Raw genomic sequence first — 23,167 nt, forward strand, 5'->3', positions numbered from 1 at the left:
GCGGACGAAGCTCTGCGCGTGAAACCACATGTGCGATACTCGCACATGTGGCTCAACTGGACCTGGTGGCACTCGGCCAACGCATCCGACAAGCGCGTGAGCGATCTGGGCTCAGCCAGGCGGAACTTGCCGGTGAGATCGGGCTCGACCGTACCGTCGTTACGAAGATCGAGAGCGGCACTCGTGGAGTGAGCGCGATTGAACTCTCCGACATCGCCGCTGCGCTTCAGACCCGAATGTCGTCCTTCTTTGAAGAACCGGTGCCAGCGCTAGTCTCTCACCGCGCTAGCCAAGGGGTTGATGTGGTTGATTCTCGGATCGACCGCTTGATTGCCAAACTTGCGGAGGACGTGGAGTTCCTAATTGAACTGGCGCCGGACGTTCTTCAGGCGACCGCGCAGGAGACCGAGCCGCGACCCAACAACCGCGCCGAAGCCGAACAACTTGCTCATCGAGCGAGAGGCCTGCTTGGCCTCACGCCAACCGAACCGGTGCGTGAGCTCGGCGCGGCGCTCGAGCCCCTTGGCCTCCTCGTCTTCGGGTTCGACCTGGGCCCCGACACGGCCGACGCCGGCACAATCCTCCTGCGTGCAGGAGGAGTCGGTTTGGTAAACAGTCACATGAAGGTCGGTCGACGGAGGCTTGCAGCGGCTCATGAACTTGGCCACTATTTGGTCGCTGACGATTACTCGATCGACTGGCGCGTTTCGACCGAGCATGCTGGCATAGAGGCACTACTTGACGACTTCGCGCGGGAACTCCTGCTCCCGCGCGAGGCATTGAATGACCGATGGTCGTCTCGCGTGGAGCGTCATGGACTACGCGCCGCGACTGTCATGACGGCAAGCGAGTACCGGGTGGATATGGCGACACTTGCCCGAAAGCTTCGGGAGTGCGAACTGATCCAGGGAGACGAGGCAGGTCAGATCCGCGGCACATCCACCACGGCGCTCGACATTGTCGAGCATGGCCTGGTCGTTGCGGAGGAATTTGCCGCCACCACTCTCCCGCGCGTTTACCAGCTAGCGATCTTGCGTCTCGTGCGCGACGAGAAGCTCAGCCGCGAACGCGCTCTGGAGATGCTTCATAACACCCATATGGACGCCGACTTGCCACTACCGCGAGCCCGTCGAGAAGACGAAATCTGGAACTTCGTTTCGTGACCGACTGGGTCGATCCTCTCGTGTTTGACACGGGACCGATGCGACACTTTGCCCTCCAGGGGTGGCTCGGCGTATTGAAGTTTCTCGCGGGCGATCGAACGGTTGTTGTCCCGGAGAGCGTGGAAGTCGAGCTGCGGATGCAGGCACACGAGCGTCCAGCACTACATGCCGTACTGGACGCCGACTGGATCCACGTCGACAGGAGTGCCGACGTGGATGTGTTGGTCGCCTTCAGCAGGTATGAGGGTCGTCTTGCTGTTGGGGAAACGAATCGTGGAGAGTGTGGGGTCCTCGCGTTGGGGGCCGTTCGAGGCTTTGAACTCGTAATCGATGACTCGGTCCCGAGACAGATCGCGATCGACGAAGGCCTTCGAGTCACCGCCACCCTTCCACTTCTTTGTCAGGCTATCCGGGCGGAACAACTCACGGTCCAAGTTGTCGAAAGCATCGCGGACGACCTGCTTTCTGGAAAGTACTACCTTCCTTTCCAGGCTGGAGGGTTTCGAGCCTGGGCGTTGGAGCAGGGACTGGTGGACTACTAGTTGGGCAGCGAGCTAGTTGGGCAACAAGAGAGTCTCGGCGGGATGCCAACGAGCGCTTCGCCGTAGGTGGGCGAAAGTGTCGGCGCAGTCGACCAGGACGTAGCCGTCCCCCCGCCGGAACTCGGAGCGACGGAAGGTCGCTTATCCCAGCATCAGTACCACGGGTGCCGCACGCCCGATCTCCTCACGACGGCCCTTAGCGAAAGACCTCATCCAAGCTGTAGGAGAGGTTGTGAGCGGACCCCCAACCGACGTCCACAAACGTGTCGAGGGTCCCAAGGAAGTGTGCAAGCACGATTGGATCGGTCCGAAGCAGGTCTCGTTGCTCGGCGACAAAGCGTCGTAGGACGGACATCACGAGATCGAGCCCCATTGAGTCGAACTCGTAGCCGCCCACCCGTCCTGCATCTACCGCAGCAGCGACGAGTCGCAACACGGATCGAGGGTCGGACTCGAAGCCGTATGCGAGCACAGCGATCGTGTGGTGGGTGGTGCTCGGGGCGGTAGCGCCTGCTAGAGCCTCGAGCAAGGAGCCGTACAGCCGAAGAACATCGCGCGGATTGGCGCGCGGGCTCGGTTCTTCCTCTTTCCGGTTGTACGCGCCGCATGAGAAATAAAGTTGGTTGCTGACGGCGTCCACGTGCTGAAGTAGCCGACGGTAGCGCTTCCGAGCTGAGTCGGTCGCCAGACGTCCCTCGAACCGTGCCCGCAATCTGGCTAGTTCTGCTGAACTCCGCTCCACCACCGTTGTCGATATTTCTACTGCGCGAGTCAGGGCCGCGACGTTGCGCTCGGTGTGAGGTGCTGGCGTGAGAGGCTCGCGCAGTATGTGGATGACTGCCGTAATCAGGTTGGACCGGGCGGGTATCGCTGAGAGCAGCCTGTCTATATCGGAGCGCGCGCCCGGGTCGCCGTCCCATATGTCGAGGATTGCCAGCTTCCGCACACACGATTCGCGCAGTTGTTTGCCGCGCGACCCCAACTGCTGAGCTCGCACCAGCGTCTCGCGAAGGTTCTGAAGCAAGCCGTTGCGATCGCTGAATCTCTTGGCCCTAAAGACCACTCTCAAGATGGCGTCCAGCACTGCGGCCGAGGGCTCTACTCTCAGTCGTGCCTGCAGGATGGATAGTGCGAGCGGGCGTCGATCCGCGAGTATCCATGGCAGGTACTGGAACGCCTGGCGACGTACCTCGACCTCCGGAGCCGAGCACAGCAGGGTGACTTGTGCTTCAACCTCTGGCGTGGATATGCCGTAGTGAAGCAGTCCGAAGACGGCTTGGACCGCGGTGATCCGAGGGTTCCCGCCTGCCCAGTATTCGGAGTTGTCGAAGGACTCGACTTCGCGAGGGTGAGACACAGGAATTGCGAGAGACTGCAGCACCGCATCCACGAGAAGCCGTTGTGTGTCTGGATCGGTGTCGGCGATCCACTCCGCTCGCGAGGCTGCCGCGGCAAATGCCGCCGCGCTGTTCCACGCCTTCCGTCTGACCTCGTCGGCACCGTTAGTCGTTAGCTGCGATAGGTCTGCAACGAGTCGGTCGAGTGCCTGGATTCTCGAGTCGAACGTTTCGCGGTCAAGAACCGGAGGCAGATCTCGTTCAAGATTGCGTGCCTGTCCGAGCAGCGATCGTATGTGAGGGTCGTCGGTATCGACGCCGGCCTCGCGGAGGTCTGAGTCGGAATCGTCGGGGCTGGGATCGAAATCCCAAGCCCGGACGAATGGCCGTTGCGAGGGCGCTTGTTCGACTTCGGGGCTGAGACGCCGTTCGCGAGCCTCTTCTGTCGCGAACGCTTCCGGTGTGAACCTGGCAAGTAGTTGATCTGCGACACGGGATTGTCTTTCGTCGTTGGTCATCCCGATGATCGTTCGTTCGATCGCGACTCGATCGGCGGTTGTCGCGGAGGCGTGCAACTCGACGAGCGACTCGCCGATCTCGAACGACAACTCTCCGGACCCGAGACAATCGGCGTTGGTCAAGATCGGCATCAGGGCATGGGCAACATCCTGGGTCCGCGGTACCGCTTGGATCAGAGCCATCCACACGCCGGCGTGAACGCTTTGGCCGGTCAGCTCGTCGATCACGCCGACCGCGACGCGGGGGGACTGAGATCGCATCCAGGACCGCAGGTGGGCAAGGATCTGGAAGGGGACCTCGTGCCCGTCGTCCAGGTCGATGAAGTAGCTGCCGTCACGGATCACGGTGCCACCAGCGGTTGAGAGCTCAATGGGGTCTCGAGGGTGGGACTGGCGGCCCTCGGTGCGACTTCGCCAAGTCTCCATAGCGATACGGAGACCCTGCGCGGGCGTACTCGCGAGAAATGTCGGGTAGGCCTCTTCGATGGCGTGAAGGGCACCGTCGTAGTCCTGCCGACGATTCGACGAGAGAGACAGAACGCCGCTGAGCATCACGGTGGACTCGGACGACGATTCGTGGTGGCAGAGAATACTGACGTAGGCATCGGCCACGAAGTCGGCGGCGTAAGACCCTAGCTTGGCGAGTTCGCTCGCTAGCGTGGGCGCCTCCTCGTAGCCGTATTCCGCGAGCCGCTCCTCGCTTGTCAGCGCCCGGAGACATGATTCGCTCGCGGTCGGGTCGAATTCGAACGTCGCCACGATGATCTGAATTGCCTGCCGCAGCCAGAAGGTGCCGTGCTTGCCGACGGCAATCGCCCACATGAAGTAGGTGCGGGCGGCGGTCCCTGCAAGCGCCGCGGTCGAACCCACGAGAGACCCCTTCGCGAGTTCCCAGAACAGTAGTCGTAAGGAGAGCGCAACGGGCTCGTCGAGATGCGTTGCCATGCGATCTGCGATCGCTACCCATATTCCTAGCTGTGACTGCGCTCGAACGAGCTGATCCCCGTCGGCTACCGCTGCCTGGACCAGCGTCCGCAATGCCCTACGTGGCGCATCGTCCGTCGAGTCGGCAATGCGCCGCAGGAGAGGCTCAACCTGGTCGACTGAGGTCAGGCCGTTCACGGCGACCTGGGACGGGATCAGCCGGGCGCTCGCGAAGCCATTGGTGTCGTGCCATTGCAGAGTGATCTGCCAGAAGCCTTCGGGGTTGCGGTTCCAGAGCTTGCGGAACCAGAACTGCAAGCTCGGGCGGATACGGACGATCAGGCCGGGATTGCTTTCGATCAGGTTGTCGATGCCGCGCTCGGGCAGAAGAAGTTCGGACACGGCGAAGTCGAAGAGGACATGGTGCGAAAACCCGATCTGGCTGCGCGGCGCCTCGGGCGGTCCCGCCTCTGTGAGGACGCCGCGGCCGAGCAATTCGGAGAGTATGTGAGCGCCGAGTTCATCGACGGTCAGTTGACTGCGGTTCACCAGCAAACGTCCTCCGGCGATCATTGCGTCGCACGCGCGACGGAGGACCGTTTCGAAGCGATCGGCGTTGTCAGGGCCGTCTGCGTGGATCCGGGTCGCCCAGTAGGTTTCGAGCAGATCGTCCTGGGTGAATCCGGCCTCGACCACGTCGCGCGGGAGGTCCGCGATGATCCTGAGATTGAAGGGATTGAGAAGCAACGGATTAGATCCAAGTTGGTCAAGCGCAAATGCGACCGAAGACGAGGCCGCAGCGAACGCCTCAAGTTCATCGACGGAGAGCGCCGGAACGTTCAGGTGGGCGACAGCGGAGAACTCGGGGAGGGTGTATTCGCCGACCGACGCGGCTTGTGCGCGAAACGCTCTCCTCAGTGGCTGGTTGTACTGAAGGTCGAACTTCCGAATGGACGCAATGATGGTCCAATTGGGCAAGCTCACGGTCGCGCGTTCGATGAAATCTTGAATCACTCTCTGAGACGGACCGCGCGCGGCATCCAGAGCATCAATGATCAATAGTCCAGCGCCCGTGCTCGGCCAGTGCGCGAGCACCTCGTCCGGCGCATGCTGGAGTTCGAGATCCTCCCGCAACTGACGCAACGACTGCGCCGAGACGGTGTCAGCCCGAAGCACGACGACCGGACCCTCGAGCCGCATTGTCTCCGCAAGCGACCAGAGTGTCCCTGACTTTCCGGAGCCAGGCTCGCCCGTGACGAGCAGTGAGCCCTCGCGGGCTCGGTCGACCAGCGCCCGGTCGACCGCCCTTGCCACGTGCAAGCCGTCGATTGTCGAAAGTTCACGAAGGGCCGCGAGCGCCAGGTCGGATTCGCGAGCCAATCGTTGAACGTCTGCTTGATAGGAGGCTGCGGCGCTCGCAGCCCATCCGTGGGAGCGCAGGAAGTCGCGCAGAGAAACGGGAGTATCAGACCCACGCGTACGCATGAGGCGTACGCAATGGGAGATCAGGGCTGACCACACCGACTCCACCGGAACCTCGGGTTGAAGAGACATCCTCAGGTGAAGGAGAGTCTCGCGTTCCCCGACGCCGTCGGCTTCGAGATCGAGCACAAGGATCCTGAAGCAGCGCACGAGATCCAATAGCGTTCGGTCGTCGATTGTCTGATTCGTAACGTCCGTGTAGATGGTCTGGATGTGCTGGACCACCGTGTTCAGGACGGAGTGTTCGCGACTTGAAAGGATGACGTCGTCGAGTGACGCAGCGGCGGAAGCGTCGCGGACCTGTTCGAGGATCCGGGGCAGTTCGACTGTGATCGGGCGACTGGAAAGCGGCGATGTGACCAAGACAAGTCGATCGTCACGCTGCAGGCCCGCGCCCGCGAGATACTGCCGCACGAACTGCGCCAACGTCTTGCCAAGCGCGCTGCTCGCGGAAGTCTCTAGATTCACGCGATGTTTTGCCTGCAGGTATGCGGTCGCCGAACTACTCGCGATGTTGAGGTCGTCCACGTCACTCTGCGACTCGCAGTGCACAGATCGAACAAGAGCTCCAGCTGTCCAGCCCCACGGCGGGACCGTCTCGCTGAGCATCAGAGCGCATGCCCACGCGCATACTCGTGCTTGGTAGTCGGTGCCGGCGGCCGCCGCGGCGCCGCCACTGCTAGAGGGCATGACTGAAACGTACCGGCGCGATCAGACGTAGCGTGGAGCAAGCACCGCGTCTCACCGATCGGTCCTAGCTAGGCGAGATCCCTTACTTCGGATAGTGCTACGTGAGGCGAAGCCGAGCCTGGAGGGCAACTGGCCGAGTTGGGGTTAGGCTCCATGCCCCACCAGGGGCACCGATCCTGCACTCGGCGCCGGCGTCTCAGGCGGATGGATCCGCCCGCACCGCGACGACCACCTTGCCGTTCGCGCGCCCCTCGCCGTGTCGGGTGATTGCCTGCGGCAGCTCCTCCAGCGGGTAGACGCCGTCGATCGGCACGGTCAGCTCGCCGCGCGCCACCTGCTCGGCGATCGGCAGGAACGCCGCGGGCCCCTGATGCACGATCAGCACGCCGAGCCGTGTGCCGCTCACCCGGCCGAGCAGCGCGCCGACCGTCAGCATCCGCAGCACCGCGCGCGTGGTGCCGCCGACCACCAGGGCGCGCCCGCCGGAGGCGAGCGCCCGCCGGTAGGCGAAGATCGAGCGGCGCGCGACGGCGTCGACGATGACGTCGAAGGGCCCGCGGCGGGTGAAGTCGTCGCGGCGGTAGTCGATCACGTCCTCGGCGCCGAGCTGCCGCAGGAAGTCGAGCTTGCCGGCGTTGTCGACGGCGGTCACGTGCACGCCCTTCGCGACCGCGAGCTGGAGCGCGAGGCTGCCGGATCCGCCGCCCGCGCCGTTGAACAGCATCCGCTCGCCGGGGTTCGCGAGGGCGACCGCGTGCACGGCGATCGCGGCCGCCTGGGGGAGCGCGGCCGCCTGCGTGAAGGAGAGTCCCGCGGGGATGGGCACGAGCCGCGCCTCAGGGGCGGCGACGTACTCGGCGAACGCGCCGGAGCGCGGCATGATGTCGCCGAACACGGCGTCGCCGACCGCGAGGCGCGTCACGCCCTCACCGAGCGCCGCGACGCGACCCGCGAGGTCGGTGCCGAGGGTGCGGCGTCCGGGGCTCGGCCGGAACGCCCCGCCCATCCGCGCGTAGGCGGGGGCGCCGTGCAGCGACTCCCAGTCGGACAGGTTGACGGATGCGGCGACCACCTCGACGAGCACCTCGCCCGGTCCGGGCGCCGGCCGGGGCACCTCCCGCAGCTGCAGCCCGTCGGGTGACCCGTATCGCTCGTAGACGACGGCGCGCATGAGGTCGGTCATGCTCTCGACTCCGTCACCCCTCGATCCTGGCCGCAACCGGCGCCGCCGTCGAGGGGCGAGCGGCGCGGGTCGCTACCGTGGAGCGATGGATCTCTCGCCCTCGGGGATCGCCGCACGCGCACTGCGAACGCGGTGGTTCGTGCGCGCCCCGATCGGGCTGTACCGGCGCGGACTCGGCTGGATCATGGGCGACCGCATCCTCATGCTCGAGCACACCGGGCGCACCTCGGGCGAGCCGCGCTTCGTCTGCCTGGAGATCGTCGAACGGTCCGCCGACGACCGCCTGCGGATCGTGTCGGGCTTCGGCGAACGCGCGCAGTGGTACCGCAACCTCCAGGCGGACCCGCACTGCTTCGTGAGCACCGGGCGGATGCGGCGTCGCCCCGCCACGGCGCATCTGCTCCCCGACGAGGAGGCGCGGCGGGCGCTCGGCCGGTACGCCGACGCTCACCCGCGCGACTGGGACGTGCTGCGGGGCGCGATGGAGAAGGCGCTCGGGCATCCCGTGGACACCTTCCCGATGGTCGAACTGCGCCTCGACACCGCCCTCTGATCCCGCCCCCGGACGGGCGGCACGAAATGCGCCCTCCATCCACTATTTTTGAGCCATGGCGACCCGGGCGGAGAAGAAGCGAGCGCGTGATCTCGTCGACACGCTCGTCTGGGACCTTCCCGAGATGAACCCGCGGATGGGTGTCCTCCCCCCGAACCTCGACGGGCTCGAGCACTGCGCCGAGTTCGACGTGCTGCCGGGGCTCAAGGCCCTCTGCTTCCCCGACGGCGACAGCTGGCGGGGTCTGCTCGTGCAGTACGACGGGGCGACGGGCCAGGTCACCGCCACCATGGAGCACCAGATCCGTGCGCAGTCCGACGAGGACGCCCCGCGCTGGGCGCAGCTCGTGATCTACGACGTGCTCGCGAGCGCGGTGAAGAGCGCCCCCTCGGAGGCGGCCGCCGCGCTCCCGCGCGAGCGGCTCAGCAAGGTGTCGCAGCTGCTCGAGCGGCTCTGACGATCACCCCCGTTCGGGGGTCACGTAGACTCCGATGGTGGGGACTCTCTTCTACGGCACCCAGTCCATCGAGATCGAAGACTATGCGCTCGCGCATCTGAAGCTCGCCGTCATCACCAAGCTGAGGCGGGGCGAGAGCTTCACGCTCTCGTGGACGCATCTGCCCGACGACACGGCGGGCAGATCGACTCTCTGGTTCCACGAGTCGATCCCGCTTCGGTTCGTATTCCATGAGCCGGAGCCGCCGTCGATCGACCGCCGGTGGCTGGAGGAGATCCTGCGCTCGGCGAACTCGACCGGCGGCATCCAGTTCTCGGCTGAGACGGTCGCCACCGGCGAGGTGCCCGCGCTTCCGATGCGCTGACCCGAGTCGCCCGTCCCGGCGACGTCAGCGTCACATCGCCTCCTTGACACCTCGGCGCAGCAGCAGGGCGTTCACGGGGAAGCTGCACGCGAAGCCGACCAGCATCGCGAGCTGCATCGCGCACCAGAACTCGGGGCTCGCGACCGAGGCGCGGCCTCCGAAAAGCGCCGGGAGCAGCGCCAACTGTACGAGCGCCATCGTGCCGAACATGCCCACCTGCCACGCGGCGATGGATGCCGAGTCGGCCTTGAGCGCGGCGACGAACCCGGCGCGCACTCCCAGTTCCCGCATGGGCGCGATCGTCGCGTACTGGAAGGCGATCCCGATGAGGAACGCGAGCAGGAAGTCGAGCACCCAGACCGCGAACATCTTGTCGGCGAAGAGCCATCCCCACCCGAAGGCGACGGCGACGGCGGGCACGCCGAAGGCGAGCCATTCGGCGATGAGATCGCCCAGCGCGCATCCGGCACCGCAATGGGTGGTGGAGGTGGCGGTGCGGCTGGTCGCGTCGATCTCGCGTCCGGCGGCCGTGAGGCGGCGACGGTGGGCGAGGAGGCCCAGGGCGAGGGGGCCCGCGAACAGCGACGTCAGGGGCCAGACGGCCATCATGATGCGGTGCTTCGGCGGTGAGCGCACGAGCCAGATGAGGGAGATCACGGCGCACACCCCGCCGAGCAGCAGGAGTGCGGTCGTCAGGGCGTCCAACCAGGCGGGGAAGTCCCCGGGGCCGAGGGTGTCGGGGGTCTGCACCCCGGCCACGTTCGACTCCGAGGGCGGATGTGGCAACACCCTGGTCTGCGCTCCCGAGGAGGTCTACCCTCCCGCCCCGCGCGGAGTCATCGGCGCTCGACGAGCCGCCCCGCCATCCGGGTGAGAGCGTCGGCGGGCATCAGGCGGGTGGCCCAGGCCGCGGCCGCGTTCGCCCGACCCGAGACGACGGTCGAGCGCATGCGGGTACGGTCCAGGGCTCGCAGGGTCGTGCGGATGACGTCCTCGGGCTGCTGGAACCGGCCGACGGCCGCCGACTCGGTGCCGACCACGTCGAAGAACTCCGTGCGGGTGGCGCCGGGGGCCACGGCGAGCACCCGGACACCGTGGGGGCGGGCTTCCGCCCACACCGCGCGCGTGAAGCTCACGACGAACGACTTGGCCGCGCCGTACACCGCCATCCGCGGGATGGGCTGGAACGCGGCGGTGCTCGCGACGTTGACGATCGCACCCCGGCCGGACGCGACCAGCTCCGGCAGGAACGCGCGCGTGATGTCGACGAGGGCGGTGACATCGACCGCGATCTCCCGTTCGAGCAGCTCCGGGTCGGCGTCGACGAGCAGGTCGTGACTGCCGAAGCCGGCATTGTTGATGACGGTGTCGATCTCGCCGCCGATCGCCGCGCGGAGGGCGCGCCCCGCACCCGGCAGCGACAGGTCGGCGGGCAGGACCTCGGCCCGGATGCCGTGGACGGCCTCCAGCTCGGCGGCGAGCGCCTCGAGGCGGTCGGCGCGCCGCGCGACGAGCACGAGGTCGGAGCCGCGGGCCGCGAGCGCGCGGGCGTAGGCGGCGCCGAGGCCGGCGCTCGCGCCGGTGATGAGGCTGCGGGTGGGCTGGTACATGGCGGTCCTTCCTGCGTGAACATGCGTTCACCTATGTCTGTGAACATGTGTACACTGAACCGCGAGATGACGCAAGCCGCCGACGCGCCGACCGCCCGCATCCCGAACCCCCGGGGCGAGGGGGAGAGGCTGCGCGTCGACCTCGTGCTCGCGGCGCGCCACCTGCTCACCGAAGCCCCGGAGGCGGCGCCCTTCTCCCTGCGTGCGGTCGCGAAGCGGGTGGGGGTCGCGCCGTCGGCCGTCTACCGGCACTTCGCCTCGGTCGACGAGCTCGTGCACGCGGTGCTCGTCGACGGCAACGCCGAACTGCGGGAGGCGCTCGAGCTGCCCGACGGGCCCCTCGACCGAAGGCAGCTGATCGCCCTCGGCCACCGCTACCTGCATTGGGGGCTCGCGAACCCCGGCGCATACGGCGTGCTGTTCGAGAGCGCCGACCGACTCGCGCACATCGCGGGCCCCGGTGCACCCGGGTGGGACATGATCGAGCAGCTCACCCGCGGCCTCGAGGCGAGCCACGGCGCCGACGCGCCCGTCGTCGCCATCCGGTTGTGGACGAGCCTGCACGGTCTCACCTCGCTGCGCGTGCACAAAGGCGACGATCCGTGGCCGACGAGCGCCGAGCACGAGATCGAGGTGCTCGTCGACGCCCTGCTGCTCACCCGGTGAGGGCGAGCGCCAGCGTCGCGAGCAGCACCGTGACCGGCGCCGTCACCAGCCCCAGCACGACATAGCGCCTCCACGGCAGCTCCACCTCGAGTGACCGCAGCCGATCGTGCCAGAGCAGCACCGCGAGGGACGCCCAGGGGGTGACGAGCGGTCCGGCGTTCACCCCCACCAGGAGCGCGGCGATCCGCGCGGGGGAGTCGGCCACGGGCTCGAGGGCCAGGTATGCGGGCAGGTTGTCGATCGCGTTCGCGCCGACGAGACCGGATGCCGCCATCCGCAGCAGCGCGAGCGGATCGTCGCCGGAACCGATGGCCCCCGCGAGCACGGCCGACAGGCCGAGCGCGTGACCCGCCTCGACCACCAGGAACAGGCCGCTCGCGAACAGCAGCAGCCCCCAGGGCACGAGCCGCGGGCGAACTACTGCTCGATCGCGCACCACGAACACCGCGAGCAGCACGGCCGCGGCGGCGCTCGCCGGCATCCACACGGGCAGGCCGCTCACGAGGAAGGGGATCAGCACGGCGACCACGGTCGCCGCGGTCCAGAACAGCACGCGATCCCGCGGGGCCTCGGCCGCGAGCGCCGTGTAGCGGGTGCCGAGCTCGCGTCGGAACACGACCCCGATCACGATGCACGGCACGACGACCGCGGCGATCGCGGGTGCCGCCATGAGCGCCGCGAAGCGCGCCGGGTCCGAGTAGCCCAGGGCGTGCTCGGCCAGCAGGTTGGTGAGATTCGAGACCGGGAGCAGCAGCGATGCGGTGTTGGCGAGCCACACCGTCGTGAGCGCGAACGGCAGCGGCGGGTATCCGTGGTGCCGGGCCAGCAGCACCACGACGGGCGTCAGCAGCACGGCGGTCGTGTCGAGTGAGAGGAACACCGTCGCCGCGACCGCGAGCAGCACGACCAGCAGCCACAGGACCCATCCGTGACCTCGCCCGAGCCGGGCGAGCCGCTCGGCGATCGCCGCGAACAGACCCGCGCGGTCCGCCAGCTCCGCCACGACCGTGACCGCGACGGCGAACAGCAGGATCGGCCAGACGCGCGCCGCGACGGCGATCGCGTCGTCGAGCGGGAGGACCCCGGTGGCGACGGCGATCGCGCCGACCACCAGCAGGCCGGCTCCCACGATCGCGAGGCGCACCGGATGAGCGTACGGCTGCGCCAGGATGGTGGGGATGAGCGCCCCCCTGATCGTGCCCGGCGACCTGGGCGACCCGCGTGTGCTGCGCCTGCTCGAGGACCACCTCGCCGACATGTTCGCCACCTCCCCGCCCGAGAGCGTGCACGCCCTCGACGTGTCGGGCCTGCAGCATCCGTCCGTCACCTTCTGGGCGCTCGCCGAGGGCGACGCCCTGCTCGGCTGCGTCGCGCTCAAGCAGCTCGACCCCGCGCACGGCGAGCTCAAGTCGATGCGCACGGATGCCGCGGCGCGCGGGCGCGGCCTCGGCAGGCTGCTGCTCGCCCACGTGCTGGAGGAGTCCCGCTCGCGCGGCTATCGGCGCCTCAGCCTCGAGACCGGCTCCCAGGACTTCTTCCTCCCCGCCCGCACCCTCTACCTGCGCGCGGGCTTCGTCGAGACCGGCCCGTTCGCCGACTACGCGCTCGACCCGAACAGCGTCTTCATGACCCGCGAGCTCTGAAGCCGCTTCGCGACTCACCCGGGCGGGGTGGTGGCCTCCGGCCCGCGGGGGTCCATGATCGGGGCATCGCGCCGACGTGAGGAGATGGCCGTGGATTTCTTCCAGTGGACGTTCACCTGGATCCTGTGGGTCTTCGAGGCCTTCATCTGGGTCGCCACCCTGATGATCCTGTTCATGGTCATCGTCGACCTGTTCCGCGACCACACGCTCCGCGGAGGGTGGAAGGCGGTGTGGCTCATCGCGCTGCTGCTGTTCCCGTTGCTCGGCGCGCTCGTCTACATCATCGCCCGAGGTCGCGGAATGGTGGCCCGCTGGGCGGCGGACCGGGGCGTCGTCCCCGAGCAGGACGACTGGAAGCCCGCGGCGTCCAGCTCGCCCGCCGACGACATCGCGAAGGCGAAGCAGCTGCTCGACGAGGGCACGATCACCCAGGGCGAGTTCGACGCCCTCAAGTCGAAGGCGCTCGGGAAGCAGTTCTTCGGATAGCGCCGTGCGGCGCGTTTCGCTCCCGGGTTCGGGCGGGTGATCGACCTATCGTGGCCGTGTGTGGCCTGCCAATCGACGGGATGACGACTCCGGGGAGATCCCGGTGAGCCCCAACGCGTCCTCGCATCCGGCGACCGCGCCGCTGCTCGTCCCCGCCCCCGTGGCCCGCGACGTGGCGGAGCCGGCCCGGGACGCCTGGCGCGAGGAGATCGCGCAGCTGGGAGGCGCCTCGCCGCTGCTGCACTTCGTCGACGCGCCGACGACACGCATCGAGCTCTCGACCACCCACCCCGGCGGGCTCGCACGCTTCATCACCGGCAAGAGCACGCTGCTCTCGCAGCTGATCCGCGACGACCTCGCCCTGCGCAGCGCGCGCGTGGCCGCCGAGCGCATCACCGCGCGCAGCCTCGACCTCTCGACCACGCGCGGCCTCGACGTCGTGCACCTCGGCGTCGGCATCGTGCACTGGACGCACGAACGCGTCGACTACTGCGCGCCGCTGCTGCTGCGCCCCCTCGCCATCCGCCGCCACGGGCGCGACTTCGAGCTGCGGATGCGCGGCGGCGCCGTGCTGAACCCGGCCCTCGCCCGGGCACTCGAGACCCAGTTCGGCATCTCGCTCGACGCGGCGAGCTTCGTGGCGCTCTCCGACGACGACGGCACCTTCAAGCCGAACGCGGTCATCGACCAGCTGCGCCGTCTGACCGGGCATCTCGGCGAGCTCGTCGTGCAGCCGCGCCTGGTGGTCTCGTGCTTCGCCGAGGTCGCCCCGGCGCTCGTCGCCGACGCGGTCGACCTCGGGCATCCGGTGCTCGACGCGGTGGCGGGCGACGCGACCGCCAAGTGGGCCCTCGAGGAGGGCTTCCAGGCGGTCGAGCCGGTGGACCCGGATCGCCGCGACCCCTCCACCGACGACCTGCTGCTCGACGCGGATGCCGAGCAGGAGCACATCGTCGCCCAGCTCGCCGCCGGCAACTCGCTCGTGGTGCGCACCATGCCGGGTACCGGCGCGACGCAGACGATCGTCAACGCGCTCGGCATGCTCGTGCGTCAGAACAAGCGCGTGCTCGTGGTGAGCCCCCGCCGGGCCAGCCTGCGCGGCATCGCGCAGCGCCTCGGCGACGTGGGGCTCGCCGGCATGGCGGTGACCCCGTCGACGCTGCGCCGCGACGTCGTCCGCGGGATCGCGCGCAACGAGAAGGCCGAACAGCCCCAGCTCGCCGAGGTCGACGAGGCGCTCGTGCGCCTGCGCAGCGTGCTCATCGACTACCGCGAGGCGCTCGCCCACACCGACCAGACGCTCTGGGTCTCGGTCTTCGACTGCGTCGCCGAGCTCTCGCGCCTGGCGCTGCTGCCGCATCCGCCCACCACCTCGGCCCGGCTCTCGCCGCGCGCCGTCGAGGCGCTCGCCGGCGATCGGGCGCGTGTCGCCTCGACCATGGTCGAGGCCGCGCGCCTCGGAGAGTTCCGCTACGGCCCGGGCGACTCGCCCTGGTACGGCGCCCAGTTCGCGACCGGCGACGAGGCGGCGCGCGCCCACGCGATCGCCCAGAAGCTGCACGCCGACTCGCTGCCGCGACTGCTCATCCGCGCCAACGAGCTCATCGGCTCGACCCGGATGCGTCCGTTCACGACGGTCGCCGAGCTCGGTGTCTACCTGCGGCTGCTGAACGACCTGCGCGACACCCTCGACAAGTTCGAGCCCGGTGTCTTCGACCGCTCCCTCGCGGAGCTCATCGTCGCGACCGCCCCGCGGCGCGACGCGCCCGAGATGTCGGGCGCGAACCGCCGCCGCCTCAAGAAGCTCGCGCGCGAGTACGTGCGCCCCGGCATGCACGTCGGCGACCTGCACGAGGCGCTCACGGCGATCCAGCAGCAGCGCATCCTGTGGCAGCGCTACGTCGCGGCGGGCGTCACGCCCGAGGTGCCTACCGGCATCTCGGATGTGGCCTCGGCCTGGCAGCACGTCTCGGCCGACCTGGCCGAGCTCGACGCGCCCCTCGGCCGCACCGACCCCGCGACGCGCCTGGCCGCGATGCCGCTACACCAGCTCTCCGACCTGCTCGAGCAGCTCGCCGCCGAGTCGGACGTGCTCAACAACCTGCAGGAGCGCAGCGCGCTCATGGAGCAGCTGCGCGACCTCGACCTCGACGACTTCATCGCCGACCTCGCCGCGCGGCACGTGCCCGAGGAGCAGGTGCCGGCCGAGCTCGAGCTCGCCTGGTGGCGCTCCGCCCTCGACGGCCTGCTCGCGGGTGACCGCGCGCTGCTCGGCGCCAAGACGGATGTGCTGCAACGCCTCGAAGCCGATTTCCGGCTCGTCGACGAGGCCCACCAGCAGGGCAGTGCCGGGCAGCTGGCCTGGCAGCTCGCCGAGAACTGGCGCATCGGCATCGTCGACTGGCCCGACGAGGCCGCGGCGCTCAAGAAGCTCATCACCGACGGCGCGCTCGACGCGGAGTCGCTGCAGCGCCTCGCGCCGCACCTCTCGCGCACCGTCGCACCGGTCTGGCTCGCCTCGCCGTACGAGATCGCCCAGGTGAGCGACACGATGCCCGTCGACGTCGTCATCCTCGTGGACGCCGGCGCGACCACGATCGCCGAGAACGTCGGGGCCCTGCGTCGCGCGCGCCAGGTGATCGCGTTCGGCGACCCGGTCACGCAGACCCCCGCCCCCTTCCGGATCGGGCTCGACGAGGGCGAGGAGTCGCCGGTCGCGATCGGGTACCCGTCGTCGTTCGCGACGATGCCCGTCCGGGTCGTCGCGGATGCGGATGCGGAGGACGTCGACGCGGAAGGCGAGACGGGCGACGAGGGAGATCTCGATACGCCGGCTACGCCGGCCACTCGATCCGCGGAGGGCGCGGAGGTGGTGGAGGCCGCGGAGGAGGACCTGCACGGCAGGTCGGCGTTCGCCCGCCTCGCATCCGTGCTGCCCGTGCTGAGCCTCACCCGCAGCTACCGCGCGGGCGGCGAGGACCTCGCCGAGCTCGTCAACCGCCGCTTCTACGGCGGCCGCATCGACGCGCTGCCCTGGGCGGGATCCTTCCTCGGTCACGGCAGCCTCTCGCTCGACGTCATCGAGAACGGCACGGGACTGCCCGACCCGGAGACGGGCGCCGTCGAGTCGGTCGACGCCGAGGTCGCGCGCGTCGTCGAGCTCGTGATCGAGCACGCCGAGAACCGGCCGCGCGAGTCGCTCATGGTGGTGAGCGCATCCGACAAGCACACGGTGCGGGTGATGAACGCCGTGCTCGCGAAGATGTCGACCCACACCGCGCTCAGCGACTTCGTGCTCGGCGAGCGCGCCGAGCCGTTCGCCGTGCTGCCGCTCGAGCGGGCCGTGGCGCAGAGCCGCGACCGGGTCGTGTTCTCGCTCGGCTACGGCCGCACCCCGCACGGCCGCGTGCTGAGCGACTTCGGCGCCCTCGGGCGGCCGGGAGGCGAGCGCCTGCTCGCCGTCGCCATGACGCGCGCCCGCCGCTCGCTCGTGATCGTGACGTGCGTCGAGCCCGACGACCTCGACGAGACCCGCATGAAGCACGGCGCCGTCGCCCTCGCCGAGCTGCTCGGCGAGATCGCCACGCGTCGCGCCGAGCCGCCGCTGCCCGACGACTCCGACCCGATGCTCGTCGACCTCTCCCGCCGCCTCGAGGCGCGCGGGCTGCGGGTGGCGCTCGGGCACCGCGGCAAGCTCGGACTGGTCGCCGCCAACGGCGGCATGTGCGTCGTGGTCGACACCGACCAGGTGTTCGTCGACCGGAGTCTCCGCGAGGCGCTGCGCCTGCGGCCGGAGGTGCTGCGTCGCCTCGGCTGGCACTACGCGCGCGTGCACGCCTTCGAGCTGTTCACCGATCCGGATGCCGTCGCCGACCGCATCGCCCGGATGGCGGGCCTCGCCGGCGGACCGGTCACCGAGGAGATCCCGGTCGTTGCCGGATACACCGCCTGACCCCTCGCCGCCCGAGCCGAAGCCGCGGCGCCGTCGTCGCGTGACGACGGAGCCCCCGCCGGGCAGCGACCCGCATCCGGTGCCGGAGCCCCCGCGGCACGCGCCCACCGACAACGACGAGCGGATGCGGCGCGAGAAGCCGCCTCACTGGTGATTTCGGCGCGGCGATAATCCGCCGCGCTGCGCAGGAATCGCGCACGAGCGCGGTCGCGCGCGATTCCCGGTGCGCACCGTTGGGCGGTGCGGGCTATTGCTTCGAGGCCAGGAGGTCGCGGATCTCGGCGAGCAGCTGCGTCTCGGTCGGGCCGGCCTCCTCCTCGGAGATGCCCTTCTTCGCGGCCTGGCGCTCACGCAGCTTGTTCACCGGCAGCACGAGCACGAAGTAGACCACCGCCGCCACGATGAGGAAGTTGATGGCCGCCCCGATGATGGCGCCGAAGTACATCGTCGCCTCGCCGCCCGAGGTGGTGGGGATCGTGACGGGCAGGGCCTCGTTGAGCGACTCGGCCTGGAACAGCGCGCCGATCGCCGGGTTGATGACCGCTGTCACGATCGAGTTCACGATGGCGGTGAACGCGGCGCCGATCACGACCGCGACCGCCAGGTCGATGACATTGCCGCGCAGGATGAAGTCCCTGAAGCCCTTCACGGTTGCTCCCATTCTGTCCGGGGGGTGACTGGACTCCCAGGCTAGGGGCGCGCGGCCGTCGCCGCGAGCGCTCAGGCTGCGGCGAACGACACGATGCCGGCGGGCGTGACCACCCCGTCGACCGGCATGTCGTGGCGCTCCGCGGGCACCTCGTCGACGAGCTCGTCGTCGTAGATGACGGCGTACACCGGCGGGCAACCCTCCATCGAGCCGAGGGTCTTGTCGAAGTAGCCGCGCCCCCAGCCGAGACGCATGCCGTCCTTGGCGACGCAGGCCGCGGGCACGAGGATCAGGTCGACGCCGTTGATCGCGATCGGCCCGAGCAGCTCGCTCGTCGGCGTGGGCATGCCGAGGATGTCCTGCTCCTCGTCCTCGCCGTCGTAGGGCGCCCAGTCGAGCAGCCCGTCCTCGCGCGAGATCGGCAGCAGGATCCGGATGCCGCGCTCGGCCGCCCACCGCAGGAAGTCACGGGTTCCCGGCTCGTCGGGCGTCGAGAGGTAGGCCGCGATGAAGCCCACGTCGAGGTCGCTCGCGAGCTGCACGAGGTGCTGGGTGATGCCGGTCTGGGCGCGCTCGCGCTCGGGTGCCGTCCGGATGCGACGACGCTCCCGGAGCTCGGCGCGCAGGGCGCGCTTGCGGTTCTCGGGTTCATCTGCCACGCCTCCGATTGTAAAAGGCCCGTAACCCGCATGGGGGAGGCGCAGGTTAGCCTGAAACGTATGGCTTCCCCCCTCCCCATCACGAAGGCCGTCATCCCCGTCGCGGGTCTCGGCACCAGATTCCTCCCCGCGACGAAGGCGATGCCGAAGGAGATGCTCCCCGTCGTCGACAAGCCGGCGATCCAATACGTGGTCGAGGAGGCCGTGGCGGCGGGCCTCACCGACGTGCTCATGGTCACCGGCCGCAACAAGAACGCGCTCGAGAACCACTTCGACCGCGCGGGCGAGCTCGAGGCCGTGCTGTCGAGCAAGGGCGACTCCGAGAAGCTGCAGAAGGTCGACTACTCGACCCACCTCGCCGACGTGCACTACGTGCGTCAGGGCGACCCGAAGGGCCTCGGCCACGCAGTGCTCCGCGCCAAGATGCATGTCGGCCGCGAGCCGTTCGCCGTGCTGCTCGGCGACGACATCATCGACTCCCGCGACCCGCTGCTCACCCGCATGCTCGAGGTGCAGCAGCGCGAGCACACCACCGTCGTGGCGCTGCTCGAGGTCGACCCCTCCCAGACCCACCTGTACGGCATCGCGACCGTCGAGGGCACCGACGAGGACGACGTGGTCAAGATCACCGGCCTCGTCGAGAAGCCCCCGCCGGGCGAGTCGCCCTCCAACTACGCGATCATCGGCCGCTACGTGCTGCGTCCCGAGATCTTCGAGGTGCTGGAGCGCACACCCCCCGGCAAGGGCGGCGAGATCCAGCTCACGGATGCGCTGCAGGAGCTCGCCACGGGGCCGAACTGGGCGGGTGGCGTCTACGGCGTCGTGTTCCGCGGGCGCCGCTACGACACCGGCGATCGGCTCGACTACCTGAAGGCCATCGTGCGGCTCGCGAGCGACCGCGACGACCTCGGGGGCGAGTTCCGCCCCTGGCTCAAGGAGTTCGTCGGCACGCTGCCGGACGAGGACGGCGGCTGGCAGGGCGGCGAGGACGGCTGACGCCGCATCCGGGCACTAGTCTGAGGCCGATATGGCCACGCCCACACTGACGGACGGACGCGTCACGCTCCGCCCCATCCGCATCCGCGATGCGCGCGTGCTCGAGAACGAGCTCATGCGCAACCGCTCGTGGCTGCGCCCGTGGGAGGCCACCAACCCGCACGGTCCGGCCGGGTTCGACGTGAAGGCGTCGATCCGGTCGCTGCAGGCGCACGCGCGCTCCGGGGCGGGACTGCCGTTCGCGGTGGAGTTCGACGGCGAGTTCGCCGGGCAGCTGAACGTGTCGGGCATCACCTACGGCTCGCTCTCCTCGGCGACCATCGGCTACTGGGTCGCCGAGCGCTTCGCCGGGCACGGCGTGACCCCCACCGCGGTCGCGCTCGCCACCGACCACTGCTTCTTCGGGGTGGGCCTGCACCGCATGGAGATCTGCATCCGCCCGGAGAACGCGCCGAGCCTGCGGGTGGTGCAGAAGCTCGGCTTCCGGTACGAGGGGCTGCGCCGCCGCTACATCCACATCAACGGCGACTGGCGCGACCACTTCTGCTTCGGCCTCGTCGTCGAGGAGGTGCCGCAGGGCGTGCTGCGGCGCTGGAAGGACGGCCGCGCCCCCGAGAGCGCGGCCCGTGTGCCCGAGGCCGACCTGCTGGCCGCCACCCACCAACTGCGGTACTGAGCGCGCCTCCCCGCCCGGGCCGCCATCGGCTCGTACCCTGACGGCATGGACTTCCAGGGCGCCGGCACCGCGATCATGCTCGCGCTCGCCGCCGTGCTGTGGTTCCTCTACCTGCTGCCGAGCTGGATGCGCCGCCGCGAGTTCCTCGCCACCGAGCGGAACGCGACGCGACTGCAGCGCGCCATCCGCGTGATGGCCGAGTCGGCCGAGGCGCCGCAGGAGCTGCACCTCGAGGCGACGGCCCGCGAGGTGGCGCACCGCGAGCGTCTGCTCGCCCAGGAGCAGCGCCGCGCGGATGCCACGGCCCGCGCCGAGGTGCACGCGGCCGCGCTGCGCGCCCGTGCCGCCGAGGCCCAGGAGGCGCAGCTCGCCCGCGCCAGCCGCGCGCCCGCGCCGACCCCCGCGGTCGCGCACGTCGCCGCCCGCTCCGTCGCGCCCGCCGTCGCCGCGCCCGCTCTCGCCACGACGGTGGCGGCCTTCGCGCGCCTGCGTCGCGCCCGCCGCGTCGCCGGGCTGCTGCTGCTCGCCGCGGCACTCGTCGGGATCGTGCAGATCTGGTTGATCGCCACCACCGGCGTCGCGCTCGGGTCGTGGATCGTGATCGGCGCGTGCGTCGCGACCGTCGCCGTCTCGGTGCGGCTGCAGAACCGCATCGCGGAGCGGGCCCGCGCGCTCGCGGGAACCGCATCCGAGGCGCCCCCGCGTCGAGGCGCCTCGACCCTCGTCGACGTCGAGACCCCGGCCGTGGCCGCTCGGGAGTGGACCCCGGTGCCCGTGCCGAAGCCGCTCTACCTCGAGCGCGCCGAACCGCCGCGGGTGCCCGTCGTGCCGCAGCCGAGCGCCGAGCAGCTGCTGCGCGCCGCGCGCGAGGAGGCCGAGCGCGCGCTCGCCGCGGCGCACGCCGAGCCCGAGGTGGTGCCGTTCCGCCCGCGCGAGGCGGTGCCCGCCGCGCCCGCGGCCGCGCCCAGCCGTTTCGCGTCGATGGGCATCGTCGAGGACGCGGACGCGTCGCTGCCCGACCTCGACGAGGTGCTGCGCCGCCGTCGCCTCGGCTGAGCCGCCGGTCAAGGGGCCCTGCGCCGAGGTGATATCGTGTTCAGGCAGTCCGGGCCCATGGCGCAGTTGGTAGCGCGTCTCGTTCGCAATGAGAAGGTCGGGGGTTCGAATCCCCCTGGGTCCACCACTCGGAAGCCCCGGTTCGTCCGGGGCTTCCTGCTTTTCCGGTGAGCGGCAGAAGTCGCGCCCCGATCCGGTCGGATGGGTGCCCGATTGCTACGGTGGTGACGATGACCGACTTCAATCAGCGCATCGTCGACGAGTTCCGCGCGAACGACGGCACCGTCGAGACGGCGGGCTTCGGACGCCACCTCGTGCTCGTGCACCACGTCGGGGCCAGGTCGGGTGTCGAGCGGGTGGCACCGCTCATGGGCATCCCGAGCGAGCACGGCTGGTTCGTGGCGGCCTCGAAGGGCGGCGCCCCCGACAACCCGGCGTGGTTCCACAACCTGCAGGCGCATCCGGACACCGTGGTCGAGACGCCCGACGAGGGGGAGGTGGCCGTGCGCGCCGTGGTGCTCCCCGCCGCCGAGCGGGATGCCGCGTGGCAGCACTTCCTGCAGCGCGGCCCGGCGTTCGCGCAGTACGAGCAGCGCACCGCGCGCACCATCCCCGTCGTGGAGTTGCGCCGTCGATGAGCGAGGCCCCGGGCGCTCGTCCGCCGTTCAGCCCGGTCATCTCGCTGCTGACCGTCTCGGCGGTGTGGGAGGCGCGGCTCGACGCCGAACTGCGTGAGCTGGGGCTCACGACGCGCAAGTACGGCCTGCTCGCGCACATCCTGGGCATGCCCGGCATCTCGTTCTCGGAGCTCGCCCGGCGCTCGCAGATCACGGTGCAGTCCGCGCACACGGCCGTGCGCTCGCTCGTGGATGCGGGCTACGCGGTGGACGCGACCGCGCACGCCGGGGCGGCATCCGTGCTGCAGGTCACCGCGGCCGGGCACGACGTGCTCGCCCGAGCGCAGCGTGCGGTGGAGCTGCTCGACGCGGAGTTCGTCGCGGGGGCGCCCGCCCTCAGCGTCGCGCTCGAGCGGCCCCACGAGGACGCGCTCCCGGCTGACCTTCAGGCGGACTGAAATCCTTCAGTTAGACTGAAGGAGTGTTCCGAACCCCCTCTACCCTGTTCCGCACGCTCGCGATCGCCGAGGCGATCTCCTGGACCGGCCTGATCGCGGCGCTCGTGGCGCGCGCCGTCGTCGGCGAGTCGCCGGCCGTCACGATCGCGGGCGCGATCCACGGCTTCGTCTTCCTCTCCTACGGGGCCACCGCCGTGCTCGTCGCGCTCAACAACCGCTGGCGCGTGGGGCCCGCGGTCGTGGCGGTCGCGAGCGCGATCGTGCCCTACGCCACGATCCCGACCGAGCTGTGGCTCGCGCGCTCGGGGCGCCTCGCCGGCGTGTGGCGCACCGAGCCCGCCCTCGACCGCGTCGACGCGCGCTGGTACGACGCGCCGCTGCGCTGGTTCCTGCGCCACCCCTGGGTGCTCGGCGCCCTCATCCTGCTGGCCGTCGCGGCGATCTACGTCGTGCTGCTGCTCATCGGCCCGCCCGGGGGGCGCTGAA

The 23,167-nt window shown here is 69.6% G+C and carries 22 protein-coding genes and 1 tRNA gene; 16 read left to right on the forward strand and 7 right to left on the reverse strand.

From position 1 onward, the window contains the following. Positions 1-47 precede the first annotated feature (47 nt). Entirely contained in the window at positions 48-1,163 is a 1,116-nt protein-coding gene (locus tag NUH29_RS04620) for a helix-turn-helix domain-containing protein (RefSeq protein ID WP_258797834.1), read from the forward strand. Beyond that, positions 1,160-1,705, forward strand: a complete 546-nt coding sequence (locus NUH29_RS04625) for a PIN domain-containing protein (RefSeq protein ID WP_258797836.1) — start codon at positions 1,160-1,162, stop codon at positions 1,703-1,705. The genes NUH29_RS04620 and NUH29_RS04625 overlap by 4 nt, the downstream gene beginning before the upstream one ends. Before the next feature lie 196 nt (positions 1,706-1,901). Here NUH29_RS04625 and NUH29_RS04630 read toward each other — a convergent pair whose 3' ends face one another. Together NUH29_RS04630 and NUH29_RS04635 are read right to left on the reverse strand one after the other, a co-directional pair. Beyond that, the gene (locus NUH29_RS04630) at positions 1,902-6,494 is read right to left on the reverse strand and encodes an NACHT domain-containing protein (RefSeq protein WP_258797837.1); all 4,593 of its coding nucleotides are present in this window, start codon (positions 6,492-6,494) and stop codon (positions 1,902-1,904) included. A gap of 358 nt (positions 6,495-6,852) precedes the next feature. Next, positions 6,853-7,839 carry an NAD(P)-dependent alcohol dehydrogenase gene (locus NUH29_RS04635; RefSeq protein WP_258797838.1) on the reverse strand — a complete coding sequence of 329 codons (987 nt, stop codon included), beginning with the start codon at positions 7,837-7,839 and terminating at the stop codon, positions 6,853-6,855. An 85-nt stretch (positions 7,840-7,924) separates the two neighbouring features. On the opposite strand from NUH29_RS04635, the gene NUH29_RS04640 reads away from it, so the two are divergent. Genes NUH29_RS04640 through NUH29_RS04650 form a run of 3 tightly spaced genes read left to right on the forward strand, consistent with a single transcriptional unit; the run spans position 7,925 to position 9,213 of the window. Continuing rightward, positions 7,925-8,392 (forward strand): nitroreductase family deazaflavin-dependent oxidoreductase, encoded by a 468-nt coding sequence (locus tag NUH29_RS04640; protein ID WP_258797839.1) that lies wholly within the window; start codon positions 7,925-7,927, stop codon positions 8,390-8,392. 55 nt (positions 8,393-8,447) lie between these two features. Further along, positions 8,448-8,849 carry a hypothetical protein gene (locus NUH29_RS04645; protein WP_258797840.1) on the forward strand — a complete coding sequence of 134 codons (402 nt, stop codon included), beginning with the start codon at positions 8,448-8,450 and terminating at the stop codon, positions 8,847-8,849. Positions 8,850-8,886: 37 nt separating this feature from the next. Beyond that, positions 8,887-9,213 carry a DUF7882 family protein gene (locus tag NUH29_RS04650; protein WP_258797841.1) on the forward strand — a complete coding sequence of 109 codons (327 nt, stop codon included), beginning with the start codon at positions 8,887-8,889 and terminating at the stop codon, positions 9,211-9,213. Positions 9,214-9,243: 30 nt separating this feature from the next. On the opposite strand, the gene NUH29_RS04655 is transcribed toward NUH29_RS04650, so the two are convergent. After that, complete coding sequence (locus NUH29_RS04655; protein ID WP_258797842.1) at positions 9,244-9,972, reverse strand: DUF4396 domain-containing protein; 729 nt, start codon at positions 9,970-9,972, stop codon at positions 9,244-9,246. A 77-nt stretch (positions 9,973-10,049) separates the two neighbouring features. Beyond that, entirely contained in the window at positions 10,050-10,823 is a 774-nt protein-coding gene (locus tag NUH29_RS04660; RefSeq protein ID WP_258797843.1) for an SDR family NAD(P)-dependent oxidoreductase, read from the reverse strand. Between the two features lie 66 nt (positions 10,824-10,889). Between NUH29_RS04660 and NUH29_RS04665 the strand changes: the two genes are divergently transcribed. Then, a complete protein-coding gene (locus NUH29_RS04665) occupies positions 10,890-11,489 on the forward strand; it encodes a TetR/AcrR family transcriptional regulator (protein ID WP_258797844.1) in 600 nt (199 codons plus the stop codon). Here NUH29_RS04665 and NUH29_RS04670 read toward each other — a convergent pair. Continuing rightward, the gene (locus NUH29_RS04670) at positions 11,479-12,633 is read right to left on the reverse strand and encodes an SLC13 family permease (RefSeq protein WP_258797845.1); all 1,155 of its coding nucleotides are present in this window, start codon (positions 12,631-12,633) and stop codon (positions 11,479-11,481) included. The genes NUH29_RS04665 and NUH29_RS04670 overlap by 11 nt on opposite strands. 34 nt (positions 12,634-12,667) lie before the next feature. Between NUH29_RS04670 and NUH29_RS04675 the strand changes: the two genes are divergently transcribed. The 3 genes from NUH29_RS04675 (at position 12,668) to NUH29_RS04685 (ending at position 17,570) form a co-directional block, all read left to right on the forward strand. Beyond that, a complete protein-coding gene (locus tag NUH29_RS04675) occupies positions 12,668-13,132 on the forward strand; it encodes a GNAT family N-acetyltransferase (protein ID WP_258797846.1) in 465 nt (154 codons plus the stop codon). Between the two features lie 90 nt (positions 13,133-13,222). Beyond that, positions 13,223-13,618: an SHOCT domain-containing protein gene (locus tag NUH29_RS04680; protein WP_258797848.1), complete on the forward strand. Its 396-nt coding sequence runs from the start codon at positions 13,223-13,225 to the stop codon at positions 13,616-13,618. 103 nt (positions 13,619-13,721) lie between these two features. Next, positions 13,722-17,570, forward strand: a complete 3,849-nt coding sequence (locus NUH29_RS04685) for an AAA family ATPase (RefSeq protein WP_258797849.1) — start codon at positions 13,722-13,724, stop codon at positions 17,568-17,570. Positions 17,571-17,817: 247 nt separating this feature from the next. Here the strand turns inward: NUH29_RS04685 and mscL are convergent, their stop codons facing one another. Further along, positions 17,818-18,219, reverse strand: a complete 402-nt coding sequence (gene mscL, locus NUH29_RS04690) for a large conductance mechanosensitive channel protein MscL (RefSeq protein WP_258797850.1) — start codon at positions 18,217-18,219, stop codon at positions 17,818-17,820. 71 nt (positions 18,220-18,290) lie between these two features. Then, entirely contained in the window at positions 18,291-18,878 is a 588-nt protein-coding gene (locus NUH29_RS04695; RefSeq protein WP_258797851.1) for a 5-formyltetrahydrofolate cyclo-ligase, read from the reverse strand. A gap of 60 nt (positions 18,879-18,938) precedes the next feature. Between NUH29_RS04695 and galU the strand changes: the two genes are divergently transcribed. From galU to NUH29_RS04730, 7 genes are all read left to right on the forward strand, one after another. Next, positions 18,939-19,874: a UTP--glucose-1-phosphate uridylyltransferase GalU gene (galU, locus tag NUH29_RS04700; protein ID WP_258797852.1), complete on the forward strand. Its 936-nt coding sequence runs from the start codon at positions 18,939-18,941 to the stop codon at positions 19,872-19,874. Positions 19,875-19,905: 31 nt separating this feature from the next. Next, positions 19,906-20,550: a GNAT family N-acetyltransferase gene (locus NUH29_RS04705; protein ID WP_258797853.1), complete on the forward strand. Its 645-nt coding sequence runs from the start codon at positions 19,906-19,908 to the stop codon at positions 20,548-20,550. A 45-nt stretch (positions 20,551-20,595) separates the two neighbouring features. Then, positions 20,596-21,606 carry a hypothetical protein gene (locus tag NUH29_RS04710; protein WP_258797854.1) on the forward strand — a complete coding sequence of 337 codons (1,011 nt, stop codon included), beginning with the start codon at positions 20,596-20,598 and terminating at the stop codon, positions 21,604-21,606. A 51-nt stretch (positions 21,607-21,657) separates the two neighbouring features. Further along, positions 21,658-21,733: transfer RNA gene (locus tag NUH29_RS04715), tRNA-Ala, on the forward strand. Between the two features lie 103 nt (positions 21,734-21,836). Beyond that, positions 21,837-22,244 carry a nitroreductase family deazaflavin-dependent oxidoreductase gene (locus tag NUH29_RS04720; protein WP_258797855.1) on the forward strand — a complete coding sequence of 136 codons (408 nt, stop codon included), beginning with the start codon at positions 21,837-21,839 and terminating at the stop codon, positions 22,242-22,244. Next, on the forward strand, positions 22,241-22,681 hold the full coding sequence (locus NUH29_RS04725) for a MarR family winged helix-turn-helix transcriptional regulator (protein ID WP_258797856.1): 441 nt from the start codon (positions 22,241-22,243) through the stop codon (positions 22,679-22,681). Before NUH29_RS04720 ends, NUH29_RS04725 begins: the two co-directional genes overlap by 4 nt. A gap of 23 nt (positions 22,682-22,704) precedes the next feature. Continuing rightward, complete coding sequence (locus NUH29_RS04730) at positions 22,705-23,166, forward strand: DUF3817 domain-containing protein (RefSeq protein WP_258797857.1); 462 nt, start codon at positions 22,705-22,707, stop codon at positions 23,164-23,166. Position 23,167: the final 1 nt, after the last annotated feature.

This window comes from Protaetiibacter mangrovi (genome assembly GCF_024752305.1).
Lineage (GTDB): Bacteria > Actinomycetota > Actinomycetes > Actinomycetales > Microbacteriaceae > Homoserinibacter > Homoserinibacter mangrovi.

Coding starts and splice junctions, on each gene's coding strand:
- NUH29_RS04675 (WP_258797846.1), top strand. CDS start 12,668: ATGAGCGCCCCCCTGATCGTGCCCGGCGACCTGGGCGACCCGCGTGTG.
- NUH29_RS04710 (WP_258797854.1), top strand. CDS start 20,596: ATGGACTTCCAGGGCGCCGGCACCGCGATCATGCTCGCGCTCGCCGCC.
- NUH29_RS04645 (WP_258797840.1), top strand. CDS start 8,448: ATGGCGACCCGGGCGGAGAAGAAGCGAGCGCGTGATCTCGTCGACACG.
- NUH29_RS04725 (WP_258797856.1), top strand. CDS start 22,241: ATGAGCGAGGCCCCGGGCGCTCGTCCGCCGTTCAGCCCGGTCATCTCG.
- NUH29_RS04665 (WP_258797844.1), top strand. CDS start 10,890: ATGACGCAAGCCGCCGACGCGCCGACCGCCCGCATCCCGAACCCCCGG.
- NUH29_RS04660 (WP_258797843.1), bottom strand. CDS start 10,823: ATGTACCAGCCCACCCGCAGCCTCATCACCGGCGCGAGCGCCGGCCTC.
- NUH29_RS04635 (WP_258797838.1), bottom strand. CDS start 7,839: ATGACCGACCTCATGCGCGCCGTCGTCTACGAGCGATACGGGTCACCC.
- NUH29_RS04705 (WP_258797853.1), top strand. CDS start 19,906: ATGGCCACGCCCACACTGACGGACGGACGCGTCACGCTCCGCCCCATC.
- NUH29_RS04720 (WP_258797855.1), top strand. CDS start 21,837: ATGACCGACTTCAATCAGCGCATCGTCGACGAGTTCCGCGCGAACGAC.
- galU (WP_258797852.1), top strand. CDS start 18,939: ATGGCTTCCCCCCTCCCCATCACGAAGGCCGTCATCCCCGTCGCGGGT.
- NUH29_RS04640 (WP_258797839.1), top strand. CDS start 7,925: ATGGATCTCTCGCCCTCGGGGATCGCCGCACGCGCACTGCGAACGCGG.